General features: G+C 40.3%; 12 protein-coding genes and 1 tRNA gene. 6 read left to right on the top strand and 7 right to left on the bottom strand.

Going from position 1 to position 16722, the window contains the following annotated elements; genetic code table 11:
* Positions 1-110 precede the first annotated feature (110 nt).
* The 5 genes from AKG98_RS16085 to smc form a co-directional block, all read right to left on the bottom strand.
* Positions 111-186 (bottom strand) — tRNA-Ala (locus AKG98_RS16085).
* 116 nt (positions 187-302) lie between these two features.
* The gene (gene gltX / locus AKG98_RS16080) at positions 303-1715 is read right to left on the bottom strand and encodes a glutamate--tRNA ligase (RefSeq protein WP_067048129.1); all 1413 of its coding nucleotides are present in this window, start codon (positions 1713-1715) and stop codon (positions 303-305) included.
* A gap of 119 nt (positions 1716-1834) precedes the next feature.
* The gene (ligA, locus tag AKG98_RS16075) at positions 1835-3850 is read right to left on the bottom strand and encodes an NAD-dependent DNA ligase LigA (protein WP_067048124.1); all 2016 of its coding nucleotides are present in this window, start codon (positions 3848-3850) and stop codon (positions 1835-1837) included.
* A gap of 78 nt (positions 3851-3928) precedes the next feature.
* Positions 3929-4933 carry a cell division protein ZipA gene (gene zipA, locus AKG98_RS16070; protein WP_067048117.1) on the bottom strand — a complete coding sequence of 335 codons (1005 nt, stop codon included), beginning with the start codon at positions 4931-4933 and terminating at the stop codon, positions 3929-3931.
* A 19-nt stretch (positions 4934-4952) separates the two neighbouring features.
* Complete coding sequence (gene smc / locus AKG98_RS16065) at positions 4953-8435, bottom strand: chromosome segregation protein SMC (RefSeq protein WP_067048112.1); 3483 nt, start codon at positions 8433-8435, stop codon at positions 4953-4955.
* A gap of 205 nt (positions 8436-8640) precedes the next feature.
* On the opposite strand from smc, the gene cysZ reads away from it, so the two are divergent.
* Positions 8641-9378, top strand: a complete 738-nt coding sequence (cysZ, locus tag AKG98_RS16060) for a sulfate transporter CysZ (protein WP_067048110.1) — start codon at positions 8641-8643, stop codon at positions 9376-9378.
* A gap of 130 nt (positions 9379-9508) precedes the next feature.
* Here the strand turns inward: cysZ and AKG98_RS16055 are convergent, their stop codons facing one another.
* On the bottom strand, positions 9509-10630 hold the full coding sequence (locus tag AKG98_RS16055; RefSeq protein ID WP_067048107.1) for a beta-ketoacyl-ACP synthase III: 1122 nt from the start codon (positions 10628-10630) through the stop codon (positions 9509-9511).
* Positions 10631-11108: 478 nt separating this feature from the next.
* Between AKG98_RS16055 and cysK the strand changes: the two genes are divergently transcribed.
* The 4 genes from cysK to crr all read left to right on the top strand — a co-directional run bounded on the left by cysK (position 11109) and on the right by crr (position 15089).
* Positions 11109-12077 (top strand): cysteine synthase A, encoded by a 969-nt coding sequence (gene cysK, locus AKG98_RS16050; RefSeq protein WP_067048104.1) that lies wholly within the window; start codon positions 11109-11111, stop codon positions 12075-12077.
* Positions 12078-12422: 345 nt separating this feature from the next.
* Positions 12423-12680 carry an HPr family phosphocarrier protein gene (locus tag AKG98_RS16045; RefSeq protein WP_067048101.1) on the top strand — a complete coding sequence of 86 codons (258 nt, stop codon included), beginning with the start codon at positions 12423-12425 and terminating at the stop codon, positions 12678-12680.
* A 48-nt stretch (positions 12681-12728) separates the two neighbouring features.
* Positions 12729-14456 (top strand): phosphoenolpyruvate-protein phosphotransferase PtsI, encoded by a 1728-nt coding sequence (gene ptsI, locus AKG98_RS16040; protein ID WP_067048098.1) that lies wholly within the window; start codon positions 12729-12731, stop codon positions 14454-14456.
* 120 nt (positions 14457-14576) lie between these two features.
* Positions 14577-15089, top strand: a complete 513-nt coding sequence (crr, locus tag AKG98_RS16035) for a PTS glucose transporter subunit IIA (protein WP_067048096.1) — start codon at positions 14577-14579, stop codon at positions 15087-15089.
* Positions 15090-15235: 146 nt separating this feature from the next.
* On the opposite strand, the gene AKG98_RS16030 is transcribed toward crr, so the two are convergent.
* Positions 15236-16408 carry a GGDEF domain-containing protein gene (locus AKG98_RS16030; protein ID WP_067048094.1) on the bottom strand — a complete coding sequence of 391 codons (1173 nt, stop codon included), beginning with the start codon at positions 16406-16408 and terminating at the stop codon, positions 15236-15238.
* Between the two features lie 91 nt (positions 16409-16499).
* On the opposite strand from AKG98_RS16030, the gene AKG98_RS23030 reads away from it, so the two are divergent.
* The gene (locus AKG98_RS23030) at positions 16500-16706 is read left to right on the top strand and encodes a glutaredoxin domain-containing protein (RefSeq protein ID WP_198155555.1); all 207 of its coding nucleotides are present in this window, start codon (positions 16500-16502) and stop codon (positions 16704-16706) included.
* Positions 16707-16722: the final 16 nt, after the last annotated feature.

Raw genomic sequence — 16722 nt, 5'->3', positions numbered from 1 at the left:
AATATTTGCAATAGCATGCTAAACAAGGAATTAAATGCAGTGAATATAACTATGATTTGAAATAAGGTATTTTGAAGACGGTATTTTTAAGATAATGTTTGAAGCAGAAATGGTGGAGCCAAACGGGATCGAACCGATGACCTCGACACTGCCAGTGTCGCGCTCTCCCAACTGAGCTATGGCCCCATTTCTACAGCAGCGTTCGCTACTGCAGAAGATAATATGCATCTGTCGTTTAACTGTCAATATCTATACTCTAAAAATTAACATCAAACGACAGAAAGTATATTATTTGCACACCCTTAGGCGTTTTCACGTGCAGTAATGAATGCTAACGCTTTGTCGATACCAGCAAGGCTACGTTCTTTACCAATAAGCTTTAACGTTACATCTAATGACGGCGATTGACCAGCACCAGTGATAGCAACACGTAATGGCATACCTACTTTACCCATGCCAACTTCAAGCTCAGCCGCAGTCTCGTTGATTGCAGCGTGTAATACTTCAGCATCGCTCCAATCTGCAATCGCAGCCAGTTTTTCTTGCACTTTAACTAATGCTTCTTTTGCTACTGGACGTAAGTGTTTCTTCGCCGCTGTTGCATCAAATTCAGCATAGTCTTCAAAGAAGTAGCGGCTAGCAGCAGCAAGTTCTTTTAGTGTCTTAGCACGTTCAGCAAGTACTTTAACAATTTCAGCTAGCGCTGGACCATTGGTTGTATCAATACCTTGATCCTTCATATGCCACTCAAGGTGAGTTGCAACATATTCAGGTGCTAACGTTTTAATGTAATGCTGGTTTACCCATTGTAGCTTTTCAGTATTAAACGCAGACGCCGCTTTGTTTACATCATCTAAGCTAAATAGTTTGATCATCTCTTCTACACTGAAGATCTCTTGATCGCCATGTGACCAACCTAGACGTACTAAGTAGTTTAGCAGTGCTTCTGGCAGGTAACCGTCATCACGGTATTGCATAACGCCAACAGCGCCATGACGCTTAGACAGTTTAGCGCCGTCATCACCTAAAATCATTGCAACGTGTGCGTATTCAGGGATTGGTGCGCCAAGTGCTTTTAAGATGTTAATTTGACGTGGCGTATTGTTGAGGTGATCTTCACCACGAACAACATTAGTAATGCCCATATCCCAGTCATCAACAACAACACAGAAGTTGTATGTTGGTGAGCCGTCAGTACGACGGATGATCAAGTCATCAAGTTCTTTGTTAGCAAATACAACTTTGCCACGGATCTTGTCATCAACGATAACAGAACCTTCTTTCGGATTACGGAAACGTACAACGTAATCAGCGCCAGTGTCTTCGATGTCACCATGGCTACATTTGCCATCGTAACGCGGGTTTTCTTTGGCAGCCATTTGCTTTTCACGTAATTCGTCAAGACGCGCACGTGAACAGTAACATTTGTATGCTTTGTCTTCAGAAAGGAGTTGATCAACTAACTCGTTGTAACGATCGAAACGTTGCGTTTGGAAATAAGGACCTTCATCCCAATCCAGACCAGCCCATTTCATGCCTTCTAAGATCGCGTCAACCGCTTCTTGAGTAGAACGCTCGACATCAGTATCTTCGATACGTAATACAAATTCACCACCTTGGCTTTTTGCATGTAACCAAGAATAAAGCGCTGTACGTGCGCCGCCTACGTGCAAGTAGCCAGTTGGGCTAGGTGCAAAACGAGTCTTAACAGTCATAAGTCTCACAATACCTTTTACATTTTATTTGATTCGCTTAACCTACCAACAGGTTAAGCACATGATGCTGCGCATTTTACCACTAAAGATAAAACTAACAATACGCGAACTAAAATTAACTAACTATGTGTCGCTAAGAGTGCCAGTAAATCATCTTCAGTCAGAATATCTATGTCTAATTCTTGCGCTTTAGTGAGTTTAGAACCCGCTGCAGGACCCGCCACTAACGCAGTGGTTTTCTTTGACACACTGCCTGCCACTTTTGCGCCTAAATCTTGTAAACGTGTTTTAGCATCGGCACGAGAGATATTCACTAACGTTCCGGTGATCACATAAATAGTGCCTAGCAATGGCTGTTGGCTTTCTTCTTTAACCGCAACATCATCCCAGCTCATGCCCGCTTCAATTAACTGGTCAATCACTTCAAGGTTATGCGCTTCACGGAAGAAGTAGTAAATATGCTTAGCAACAATATCACCGACATCCGAAATCAGAATTAAACGCTCTACAGAGGCTTTTTTGATTGCGTCTAAAGTGAACAAATCATTGGCTAAGTTAGCCGCAGTCGCTTCCCCTACTTCACGGATACCCAGTGAATATAAGAACTTGGCTAACGTGGTGTGTTTTGCTACTTTTAATGCTTCTAGTAAGTTAGTCGCTTTCTTTGGCCCCATGCGATCAAGCAGGGTTAACTTACCAAAAGTCACGGTAAATAGGTCGGCTGGGGTTTTAATTAAATCAGCATCAACCAATTGCTCTACAAGCTTGTCACCCAAACCGTCAACGTTTAGCGCTTTACGTGATGCAAAATGTTTAATCGCTTCTTTACGTTGTGCACCACAATACAGACCAGCGGTACAACGCACTGTTGCTTCACCTTCGATACGCTCTACTTCTGAATCACACACCGGGCACGTTACCGGGAACACGATATCTTGGGCATCATCAGGGCGGCGCTCTAGCATCACTCGCGCAACCTGCGGAATAACATCACCCGCACGGCGAATGATCACCTGATCTTTAATTTTAATGCCTAAACGGGTAATTTCATCAGAGTTATGTAGTGTTGCATTACTTACTGTCACACCACCAACAAACACTGGTTCTAGACGTGCTACCGGTGTGATCGCGCCAGTACGGCCAACTTGGAATTCAACATCCAATAATGTCGTGATCTCTTCTTGTGCAGGAAACTTATGTGACGTAGCCCAACGAGGTGCACGAGCAACAAAACCCAATGTTTGTTGTAGGGCTAAATCATCGACTTTATAGACCACACCATCAATGTCATACGACAGTGAATCACGACGCTCACCAATCTGCTCGTAGAAGTCTAAGCAACCTTGATAACCCATAGCAACCGTTACATCCGCACAAACAGGTAAGCCCCATTGCTTCAACTTCTGTAAGTTTTCTGCATGCGAATTTGATAGCGAACCACCTTCGACGATACCTAACGAATAGGCGTTGAAGGCTAACGGACGACTTGCGGCAATTTTAGGATCAAGCTGACGTAAGCTACCAGCGGCGGCATTGCGTGGATTAACAAAGGTCTTTTCACCTTTCCTTTTGGCATTGATATTTAATTGCTCAAAGCCTGCTTTTGGCATAAATACTTCGCCACGTACTTCTAAACGTTCAGGGAAGTCATCACCACGTAAACGTAATGGGATTGATTTGATGGTTTTTACATTTTCAGAAATGTCTTCACCGATTTGACCATCACCACGGGTGGCAGCACGAACAAAGTCACCATTCTCATACAGGATACTCACCGCAAGACCATCGAGTTTTGGTTCACAGCTAAACTTGATCTCTGCTTTCGTTAATAAACGATCTTGTAAACGCTTTTCAAACGCTAACAGCTCTTCTTCAGAAAACACATTATCCAATGACAACATTGGCATTTCATGCTGAATCTGGCTAAATCCAGTTAAAGCTTCACCACCCACTTTTTGGGTTGGTGATGTGGCTAAAGCAAGTTCAGGAAATTCGATTTCGAGCTGTTTTAGCTCACGTAATAAACGGTCATATTCCGCATCCGGTACGGTGGGATTGTCTAATACGTAATATTGGTGATTATATTCTTCAAGTTGCAGTGTTAAAGTTTGAATTTGTTTTACTTGTTCTGTCATCTTTACTTCCAAAGATAAAAAATTCCGAAGATAAAAAAAAGCCCCACCGAAGTGAGGCATTTATCTGGATAACATTATTTATTTCGCTAATGCTTTATGTTCTAACTTGCGAATGAACGCTTGTTCTTGCTCAATGGCTTCTTCTGTAAATGGGTTACGTGACCCATCCATTAATAAACCATCAACACCTTCAGCAATGCGCTCTGCAGCATTTAGCATTAGGTTGTAATTGTGAGATGCTTGACCTGCACACGGGAACATCATGAATAATGATACACCTGGTGATTCAAATTGCTCCATCACATCAATATCAAAAACACCCGGTTTAACCATGTTAGCTAAACTAAAGATAACGGGTCCTTTACCTGCGGCATCAACATGACGGTGAAAAATATTCATCGCGCCAAATTTAAAGCCAAGCGCTGATAATTCTTGTAGCAATTCAGCTCCGGCAATATTCGTGCCTTCACGTGCCATAATATTAATCACAAATACCGCTTCATCCGCACTGTCATCAACCGGTTTTTCTTGTGCCATTGCTGCGCTAGCATTTGTATTATCGGCGCTATCGTCACCGCTATTATCAAGATTGCTCTGCTCGTTTTGCGTCTGGCTTTCAACAACCACTTGCTCTTGTAGCACAGGTTCTGATTTAACTTCAGCCGCTGACGTTTCTAGCGTATCAACAACATCATAGCTAACATCATTCATCGCAGTATCAACCTTTGATGAAGGTGTTTCTACATCCGTGGCAGTAAACGATCCGGTTAGCACTGTCGTGTCTTGCGTTGCTTTCGATGCACCAAACTGAGGCTCAATTTTATCAACGGTTATCGGCGTTGGTTCAATTGGCGCTTTAGGCACACTGATGTCCTGACCTACAGGCTGACTAACAACACGTTTTTCGCCGATACCATCAAGGTCAAACCCTTGCTTATCTTTAACGTTAGCGCCAACTTTGCTTAATGGTTTGTCTTTTAATGGTTTTACTTGATTCTTTTTATTTGACCAAAGGCCATGGGTAACTAAAGCAACAATTGCAATAAACCCTAGAATGATGAGAACAAGTCGCAAATCTTGCATAACAGCCTATCTCTTAATGTTAATTGTCTGTAAGTTCAACCGCTGCCGAAATATCGACGGCGACTATTCGAGAGACCCCTGGTTCATGCATGGTCACTCCTATTAATTGCTGAGCCATTTCCATGGCTAACTTATTATGACTAATATAAATAAATTGTACTGTTTCTGACATCTCCTGAACCAGTTTACAAAAACGCCCGACATTTAATTCATCGAGTGGTGCATCAACTTCATCTAACATACAAAATGGTGCAGGGTTTAATCTAAATATCGCAAAGACTAACGACAGTGCCGTTAATGCTTTTTCACCACCGGAAAGTAAAGAAATTCGTGCATTCTTTTTCCCTGGCGGTCGCGCCATAATGGTTACTCCCGTGTCTAATAAATTGCTCGATGTTAGCTCTAACCAAGCTGCACCGCCGCCAAACACTTTAGGGAATAAAATTTTAAAATCATCATTAATTTTTTCAAACGTTGTCGCAAAACGCGCCCGAGTTTGCTTATCTATTTTAACAATCGCGGCTTCTAACGTAGCGATGGCTTTTTCTAAGTCATCGGTTTGCTCGTCTAAATACTGCTTACGCTGCGATTGTTGTTCATATTCTTCGACAGCAGCAAGGTTGACAGCACCAATTTTCTGTAGCTGTTCTTCAAACTGTTTTAGCTGCTGCTGGTATTCTTTCAGTGTTAATATGTTAACACACTCACGTTTCAATGTGTCTATATCCACATTATCATCCGCAATTTGTTGATATAATAGTTGTTCTTTTGCTTTGTTGTTCGCTTGTTTTAAATCAAGCTGTTGCACTTTATCTTTAACTTTTAAGCCACTTGCCATTATCCTAGCACGTTTTTCTTCAACATCACGCTTGTCATTAAGTAGTTTAGCGCGTGTTGTTTTCTTTTGCCTATTATCATTTTCAATCGCAATTTGTTTTTCTGCAGCAATCGCACGCGCAGTTTCTAACTGTTGCAAGTTTTCAGCATATAATGAGTTGTCACCTAATGCAGCAATATCTTGTAAAATAGTTTGGTATTGAGAATCTGTTTTAGCAATTAATTGCTGCTGCTTCTCAATTTCGACCGTAAACTTGGTTTTAACTAAAAGCAATTGCTGTACTTGTTTCTCAAGTACCTTCTGTTCTTGTAAAAATCGCGCTTTATCTGCTTTTGCCGCTTCTGATTTTTGAATCAAACCATCATCATTAGCAAGCTGTTCAATCGTCACCTGAGTCGAGATTATCTGTTCATTAAAACGCTGTACTTCTTCTGCTTCAATCGCCAATAAATTATCAAGTGTGGATAAACGTGTATTTAACTGATCGTGATGAAGCTGCCATTGTGCTTGCTGTTGCTGTAATAAGCCCAATTCAATCGTTAATTGTGATACTTCACTTTGTTTTAAAATCAGGTTAGCTTGAGCCTTATCAATTTGATCTTGGTAATCACCCTGTGTCACCGACAACGCCGTTAATTGATTATGCTGCGTAGCAATCATTGTTTCAATCACAAGTAAACGCGCCTGTTGCTGCGATGCTTGCAATTGCATTTCAATGCGGCCTTGCGCAGAAGACACATTGGCTTTCGCATGTTGTGATAACCACACACCTTCATCGGTAAACCAATCACCATGGGCCGTGATATAACTGTACTCTCCATGGCTATCAGCACCCGCTTGCGCATCATTAATCGTTGCAGCACAAGTCACTTGATTCAGCTGACGATTAAATAGGTTATTTTTAACCTTACTTGCTAACGAATCAGCGCGTGCAACACAATGGCTCGGTTTGAACCATTGCAAAGCAGGTAACTCAGCCAGATCAAATTGTGCAAGTTGCTCGTCACTAATGCAGTAAGCATCTAGCCAATTTGCGAGTACTTTCTCAACTGCAGCTTCCCAGCCGGGTTCTACATCTAACTGTTGTAATAATTTTAACGGTATTGACTCGAAATTACATTCTAACCAAGTATGCGCGTAATCAGCATGTTCCGCTTTACGCAATAACTCCGTGATAACACTCAATGATGCTTTAATTTCAGTTTGTTCTGTCACGTTCTGCTGAATATAAGCCTCGAGTTCTGAAACTTGTTTATTAATCCCTTGAAAGCCGTTATTCAAGCCTGCGAGTTCATGGCCTAAGCGCGTTTCTTGAGACTGTAGTTGTTGCTGTTCTGTGGTTTTATCCGTAATAAGTACTTGTTTGCTGCTTAGCACTAGCTGCTGCTGTTGTTCTTTTAAATCGCTGCGTTGTAATTTACTTTTATTGAGTACTGATTCTGCACTTTGTAAAGCATTAGTCAGTACATCAAGTTTACTACTAAAGCGTTGTACCTTATCAAGGTATACCGCATGCTGTGCGATAGCTTGGTCACTACTGATGGTGGCAGATGCTAATGATTGTTCAATCACTAATAATTCGGCCGACATACGATTATAGTCAGTCTCAGTCAATGACGCCTGCTGCTGATGCACTTGTAATTGGGTTTGCTCTTCTTTCAGTAAGATTTGTAACTTTTCACTTTGCTGTTGGTATTCTTTTTGCTTACCCGCGGACTCTTGCTTACGCGCTTTGTGATGCAGTATTTTCTGTTCTATCTTGGTCAGCTCTGTACCTTGTAAATAAAACGCTTGTTGCTGGTTTTCAATAAGTATCGTTAATTCATTTAACTGCACGTCAGCATCAGTCATTTTAGTCTGAAGTTTAGTAGCGGTTGCTGTGAATTTTTCCTGCTCACTCATTAACACTAATTTTTGCTGAGTCAGTTGGTTAATCGAACGCTCTACATCATATATCTGCACTAAACCAAGACGGCTTTTCGCTTCTCGCTGTTGTTGCTTGAGCGATCTAAATTGTTGCGCGACAACTGACTGCACTTTCAACTTATCGATTTGCACACCCAATTCAATACGAATGTCAGCAAGTCGATTTAGGTTATCTTTAGTTTGATTAATACGTAATTCAGTTTCGCGACGTTTTTCTTTATATTTAGAAATGCCCGCGGCTTCTTCAATAAAGTGGCGCAGTTCATGGGGTTTGGACTCGATTAAACGCGAGATCATGCCTTGTTCGATAATCGCATAACTACGTGGACCTAAGCCTGTGCCTAAGAACAGTTCAGTCACATCTTTACGGCGGCATTTTTTACCGTTAAGGTAATATTGATTGGTACCATCGCGATATAATTCACGACGAATAGACACTTCATTATATTGTAATAAAGCATGATCAATACGTTGCTGAGCATTATCAAATAGCAGTTCAACACTGGCTCTTGAGACAGGAGAACGCGCCACTGAACCGTTAAAAATAACGTCAGACATTGCATCACCACGCAAGTGCTTGGCCGAGCTTTCACCCAACACCCAGCGTACGGCATCAATAATATTTGATTTACCACAGCCATTAGGACCAACAACAGCGGTCATATCGTGCGGGAAAAGCAATTCTGTAGTATCAACAAATGACTTAAAGCCAGATATTTTGATCTTTTTAAGGTACATATCAAACAACGCATATAGAATAACCAGAAAACTTTAGCAGATGTACCTGCAATATTAAAGATTCGTCTGAACAGAATGGAAAAGCTGCTGCTTTTTACTGCACTTTTTACCTCAATCGGGGTCTCTTTTAGTGCAATGATAGATGCACCACAGTAACCACATGATAAGCTGTGCTACATAAACCACCCATAAGGCGCCATAGAATATGCTTTCAGTAAAACCATCGTTATCGGGATTTCAATATTTCTTGCAAGGTTTTGACTTAATTCGTCAACCTAAGTTAAGACCTTTTGTATTGATCCCACTATTAGTTAACCTCATACTGTTTTCGGTTAGCTTCTATTTCTTATTTCAACAAATCGATGTGTGGCTACTGCAACTCGAAGCAAGCCTAGACTGGTTAAGCTGGTTAGTTTATATCATCAAACCCCTCGCTTTCATTCTCATCTTACTGGTATTCGGGTTCTTTTTTGGTGCTATTGCCAATATTATTGCAGCGCCATTTAATGGCCTGTTGGCAGAACAAACCGAACTGCTATTAAGTAATAAGCCGATGCCAGAAAGTAGCATTAAAGATATTATATTAGATATCCCCCGAGTACTGACGCGCGAGCTTAAAAAGATAAAATACTACATCCCCCGTGCTATTGGTTTACTGCTGTTATTTTTCATTCCAGTGGTCGGTCAGACTGTCGCCCCAGTATTGTGGTTTATCTTTACGGCGTGGATGCTGGCTATTCAATATGCCGACTATACCTTTGATAATAACAAAGTCGGCTTTGACGAGATGCGTAGTGAACTGTCATCAAACCGTATGCAGTCGTTAAGTTTTGGCTCTATGGTGGCACTGTGTCAGTCTATTCCCGTGGTTAATTTCATGATTATGCCTGTTGCCGTGTGTGGCGCAACAGCGATGTGGGTTGATAATAGCCAGAAACAGTAACGATAAACGGTTGCTATAAATAAAAAAATCCCCAGTTAATTATTACTCTTTCTAGCAATAAATATATTAACTGGGGATTTTTACATAACGAAATCTAAATTGTTTACTACAGCATTAACAAGGTTAACTGCTAGCAGCGTTTAAGTACTAATGAACCGACAGAGTAACCCGCACCAAACGAACAGATTAATGCGAGATCACCACTTTCCACACCGTCTTGGTGTAAATGAAAAGCAATAATCGACCCTGCTGACGCCGTATTGGCGTATTCATCAAGAATAATAGGCGCTTCAGTCGTTGATGGATCACGACCCAATAACTTCTTCGCTAAATAATTATTCATGTTGATATTCGCTTGATGTAACCACAAACGTTTAAAGTCACCTGCTTGCAATTCTAAGCCGTTTAACTGCTCTGTGATCAAGTTATAAACCGTAGGTAATACTTCTTTAAATACCTTGCGGCCATTTTGCATAAAGAAACTTGAGTCAGCATTGATATCAACGCCTTCACTGCGGCTTAAATACCCAAGGTTATTACGAATATTATTTGAATACTGGGTAAACAACTTACTATCAATGATCTCGTAGCAGTCTTCACTCGTTGCTGTGGCTTTATCTTCAATCACGACGGCTGTACACACATCACCAAAAATGAAGTGGCTGTCACGATCTTTAAAGTTTAAATGCGCAGAACAAATTTCAGGGTTAACCACTAACGCTGCTTTACTACGTCCTGACTTGACCGCATCCATGGCACTAGCAATAGCAAATGTAGCCGATGAACACGCCACACTCATATCATAAGCAAAACCGTTAGCACCAAGGAAGTGTTGCAGCTCAACAGCCATTGCCGGATACGCGCGTTGGAAACCAGACGCGGCAAAAATAATTAAATCGATATCTTGTGCTTCTTTATTGGCTGCTGCTAATGCTTGTTTGGCGGCAACTAACGCCATTTGAACCGTAATACTGGGTTCATCATCGCTAATCGGTTGAAATACCGGACGCATGATCGCAGGATCTAAAATGCCCGCTTTGCTCATCACAAAACGACTTTTAATGCCTGATGCTTTCTCAATAAACTCACTGCTTGAATGCGCTTTCGCAGTTATTTCGCCAGCGTCAATCGCAGCTGCATTGTCAGTATTAAAATTATCCACGTAACAATTAAAGCTCGTTACTAATTCATCATTACTAATTGCATCAGGAGGGGTGAATAAACCGCTACCACTAATTACTACATTACTCATTACATTGTCCTTCAGCGACTAATTAGCTTTAGCCACTATCAACTAAGTTGGGATACAGTGACCACTAAAATAAAGCAAACAGTTGGCTAGATCTAGTTACCCATCCGACAAAATGAAAAAATAACACTCTGTTATCAAATAACATGGGTTAAAATTGCGAAGTAAACACTAAATTACATAAGTAACAAGGAACTAACCTATCGTATTTGGTCTATATATAGAGTGGACTCAACGCAATACATTAATAAATAATTAAATTAAATTAATAAATAATTAAATTTAATTAATTTGTTGATTAAACCAAATTTAGACACTATGTTGTTAAGCAGAACGCATAACCAATAGTTATAAGTGCTTATCATTTTAGAACCTAACGATATAACAAAACAGCATTTTCAATTTTCAAACTAATCAGTATGCTTAAGCTATAAGTTAGTAAATTATAAGTTACGAGTATTCATTTATATAGGGAAATCCCATGAGCCAAATTTTACAAGACAATTCACTGTCTATCGGTGACACACCTTTAGTTCGTTTAAACCGTGTAACAACAGGTAACGTCTTTGCAAAAATAGAAAGCCGCAACCCAAGTGCAAGTGTTAAGTGCCGTATCGGTGCTAACATGATCTGGCAAGCAGAAAAAGACGGTCTCTTAAAAGAAGGTATTGATATCGTAGAGCCAACAAGTGGTAATACCGGTATTGCATTAGCATTTGTAGCGGCGGCTCGTGGTTATAAGCTCACATTAACAATGCCAAATACAATGAGCCTTGAACGTCGTAAATTGCTTAAAGCATTAGGCGCAAACCTCGTTCTAACGGATGGCGCTAAGGGTATGAAAGGCGCGATTGATAAAGCGACTGAAATCCGTGACGCAAATCCTGAAACAACGATTTTATTACAACAATTTGAAAATCCAGCTAACCCAGCAATCCACGAACAAACAACGGGCCCAGAAATCTGGGAAGCAACCGACGGTAAAATCGATATTTTAGTATCCGGTGTGGGTACGGGCGGTACGATTACAGGTACAAGCCGCTATATTAAATTAAATAAAGGTAAAGAACTTTTATCTGTTGCTGTTGAACCAACTAATTCACCTGTTATCACTCAAGCGAAAGCCGGTGAAGCATTAACACCAGGTCCACATAAAATCCAAGGTATTGGTGCAGGCTTCATCCCTGGTAACCTTGATCTAGAAATGGTAGACCGTGTAGAACTCGTGTCAAATGAAGACTCTATCGAAATGGCACAACGCCTAATGAAAGAAGAAGGTATCTTAGCCGGTATTTCTTCAGGTGCTGCTGTTGTTGCTGCAGCCCGTTTAGCTGCGCTACCTGAATTTGCAGATAAGAACATTGTCGTCATCCTGCCTTCATCGGGTGAACGTTACTTAAGTACTGCATTATTTGATGGTGTATTTACTGAGCAAGAGCTCCAACAATAGTCACAACCGTATTGTTATAGTTACAACCGCAATCTTATAGTTACATTCAATTAACAAGATTAACAAAAGCCGCACTAGCGGCTTTTTTTTGTACAAGCCACTTTTTTTATTCCTATTGATAGCGGTCACACTTTGCCTCTTTTGTTGTAATTAAACTACAACATCGGTGTAAATTAGGGGTAATATACTTACATCGCATTGTTTTGTCGTGAAACTTACGAAAACATGATCTATACCCATTTTTTTTATGAAAAAAAGTTATTTTACTCTGTGAAATTAGATTACAATTACACTTATGGTTATAGTAAGACACTCTTTTTAGAATCGTTATTTTAAGGAAAAGTTATGTATCAAAAATCAGTTGAAATTATCGCACCAAACGGTCTTCACACTCGTCCTGCAGCTCTTTTCGTAAAAAAAGCAAAAGAATTCGAATCAAAAATTTCTGTTGAAGCTAGCGGTAAATCTGCAAGTGCTACAAGCTTATTTAAACTACAAACGTTAGGCCTTTCTAAAGGTATAACGATGACTATTTCTGCTGAAGGTACTGACGAACAAGCGGCTGTTGAAGCGCTAGTAGCGCTTATGGATATTTTAGAATAAATCCCATCCGTTATTAATGTATTTTTTGTATTGAAGTAAGGAAAGGTTATGATATCAGGCATTCTCGCCTCACCAGGTATTGCTTTTGGTAAAGCACAATTATTCATAAATGAAGAAATTGTACTTAATAAACAAACTATTGAAACTGCACAGATCGATGAACAAATAGCTATCTTTTTAGCTGCTAGGGATAAGTCTGCTATACAGCTTGAAGCTATCACGGAAATGGCACGCCAAACATTTGGCGACGAGAAAGCTGAAATCTTCGAAGGACACATGATGTTACTTGAAGACGAAGAGCTTGAAGAAGATATCGTAACCTTTATTAAAAAAAATAAAGCATCTGCAGATTTTGCAATTCACAGCATCATTGAAGAAAATGCTGAAATGATGGCTGCATTAGACGACCCGTATTTAAGAGAACGCGCTGCGGATTTCCGTGATATCGGTAATCGTATCGTAAAAAATGCCCTCGGCATGGAAATTGTTTCACTAAGCGCAATCAAAGAACAAGTGATTCTAATCGCCAGCGATTTAACACCGTCAGAAACAGCACAGATTAACCTAGATAAAATCTTAGGTTTTGTGACTGACTTAGGTGGCCGTACTGCACATACATCAATCATGGCGCGTTCATTAGAACTTCCTGCGATTGTTGGTACAGGCAACGTAACTGAAATCGTCAAATCAGGTGACTTCGTTATTCTTGATGCCATTAACAATAACCTTATTGTTAATCCATCAGAAGACGTCATCAAAGAATACAAAGCAACTCAAGCACAGTACCTTGCTGACAAAGCTGAGCTGCTTAAAATGAAAGACTTACCTGCAATTACGCTAGATGGTCACCACGTCGAAGTGTGTGGCAATGTTGGTACAGTAAAAGACTGTGCTGGTGTAATTCGTAACGGCGGTGAGGGCGTTGGTCTTTACCGTACCGAATTCCTATTTATGGATCGCGATAGCTTACCAACTGAAGATGAACAGTTCGAAGCATACAAAGCGGTTGCAGAAAGCATGAATGGCCAAGGCGTTATCATTCGTACGATGGATATTGGTGGCGATAAAGACCTACCATACCTAAACTTACCAAAAGAAATGAACCCATTCTTGGGTTGGCGCGCGATCCGAATCTGTTTCGACCGCCCAGAAATTATGAACGCACAGTTACGCGCTATCTTACGTGCTTCTGCATTTGGTAAAGTCCGCATTATGTTCCCGATGATTATTTCTGTAGAAGAAGTACGTCAACTTAAGGACATTATGACGACACTGAAAGCTGAACTAACAGCTGAAGGTCTCGCTTTTGATGAAGCAATCGAAACAGGTGTCATGGTTGAAACACCAGCAGCGGCTGCAATTGCACATCACCTTATTAAAGAAGTAGACTTCTTTAGTATTGGTACTAACGATTTAACGCAGTACACACTTGCGGTAGACCGTGGTAACGAGATGATCTCAGATCTGTATAACCCAATGACTCCAGCGGTACTAACGCTGATTAAGCAGGTTATCGATGCTTCACATGCTGCAGGCAAGTGGACAGGTATGTGTGGTGAACTTGCAGGTGACGAAACTGCAACACTGCTACTACTCGGCATGGGTTTAGATGAGTTCTCTATGAGCGGTATCTCAATTCCTAAAGTGAAGAAAACGATTCGTAATGCTAATTTCGCTGACGTTAAACTGTTAGCAGACCAAGCATTAAGCTGTGCAACAGCAGGCGAAATAGCAGAGTTAGTGGCTCAGTTCACTAAACAGCGCGCAGCTTGCTAATTAATTCAGTTGTCATAGCATCAAATTTCGAAAGATAATGTTATGATAACAACGTAAAGTCATTGGTTATGCACTTGTTCATGACCAATGACTATGTCTACCAAATTCTAGGAGTTAAAAATGGGATTATTCGATAAATTAAAAAAACTGGTTTCAGACGACAGTAAAGACAGCAATATGTTACACATTGTTTCTCCACTTGCCGGTGAAATCGTTGCTATCGAAGATGTGCCAGATGTTATCTTTGCTGAAAAAATTGTTGGTGATGGTATCGCTATCAACCCAACAGGTAACAAACTAGTTGCTCCAGTAACAGGTGAGATCGTAAAAATTTACGAAACTAACCATGCATTCGCAATTCGTTCAGACGAAGGCCTAGAAGTACTAGTGCATTTCGGTCTAGACACAGTTGAATTACGCGGTGAAGGCTTCACACGTATCGCTGAAGAAGGTCAACATATCAAGGCCGGTGAAACTATCATTGAATTCGATCTTGAATTATTGAAGGCAAAAGCTAAATCAGTAATCACGCCTTGCATCATCTCAAATATGGATGAAATTAAGAGCATGGAGAAATTCTCTGGTTCAGTTAAACTAGGTGAAACTATTGTTCTTAAAGTTATTAAGGGCTAGTACTTAAAGTAGTTAGAGACTCGTTTTTAACTACGCATTAAGTATTCAAAAAAGAGCTATTGATAGCTCTTTTTTTCGCCTGTATTTTCTTACGACTAACGCTCATTCACAAATAACACTGATACCCACTCTGTAGACTGTCTACTTTAGGCAACAAACAATTGCATCACAGTGCAATTTCGACCCTCTCTTTTTGCTTGATAAAGCGCTTTATCAGCCTCTTCTTCCAACGCAAATATATTAACGCTTTTACCAATACTGATGCCAATGCTGGCCGTCACATTAATGGATAAATTTTGTTTTTTAACAGCATGCTTCATGATTGTAAGACGGACGGTTTCAGCTGTAGTTTCAGCTGCTTTGGCTGAAGTGAATGGAGAATAGATACTAAACTCTTCGCCACCTGTACGCGCATATATACAGGTACTATCACACTCTTTAGCAATAATCATCGCAATATCTTTAATGACTAAGTCGCCTGTCGCATGACCATACTCATCATTCACTCGTTTAAAGTGGTCGATATCAAGGATCATAACCGCAGCTTCTTTATGCGGTGCTAAGGCTGCGATCGCATGCTGGTAGCCACGACGATTATAAATATTGGCTAACGGATCAATAAAAGACATATGTTGTAATGAAAATGCATTACGCTGAGTACAGAACATTAAATAACAAAATGTAAGAAAACACTGACTCATTAATAGATTAATACAGGCTAGCGCAGTAGAGAGTTCAATAGTGCTCATTAAACCAGGCTCACGATATAACAGCAGTATACGTGTCACGTTTAGAGACATTGCCAATACGCACGCCAGAATACAAATATACCGTGTGCGACCATACTGCTTACCTTGATCGCTAAATAAATAATAACAGTTAAAACACAGGCTTATTGTTACTGATAACGTGAGTACTATAATGCTGAATAAAATCGGTGTTTCGACTGATAATCCATACGCATACAAGGGACCAACAATCAGGAGCTGGCAAGCATAGAGCCAAAATAAAGATTGTTTTATCTGAAGAAAGCGATGGAAACCATGCGTAATTTGACATACACCAAAACACAATAGAATATTGGGGAACATGATATTTAACCATGCATTATTACTATAACCATCCAGTTTCAAGTACCAAAGTTCTTCAGCGATAATAAACGCAAAAGTTAATATAATTAAGCTCGCGAAGAGCCAATTACTTACCCCCTCATAACGTCGATTACCAATCCAAATACACACCATAATAATCGCCAGAAATAATAATCCAAAAGCGGTGAATATTGCGATGGAAAATAGGTCTAGTATGGATAAGGGCATGGGATTCATTAAACTCTAAAAAAGTGATATTTCATTACTGATTCAATTCTAGGAATCTACCGTACAACCACATGTTAAGCAAGTTGATTAGCTGAATAACGACTACCCGAAGTATTATCTTTACTACAGCTCAATCGCCTACGCAAATCAAATACGTCAAAGCAAAAAAATCTTAATCAACCAAGATCTAAACTACGAAGAAGTCGTATTAGGTAAAGATGCAACAACAGTCAGCCTACGTGCAGTAACAGGTCGCAGTACAGTGCCTAAAATCTATATTGGTGGTAGGTGGAAGTGAAGCGTTAGAAGCACAC

Origin of the sequence: Moritella sp. JT01 (assembly GCF_001574435.1) — a bacterium.
Classification (GTDB): Bacteria; Pseudomonadota; Gammaproteobacteria; order Enterobacterales; family Moritellaceae; genus Moritella.
Note: the sequence above shows the minus strand (reverse complement) of the source record. Positions and strands in the feature narration are given on the sequence as shown.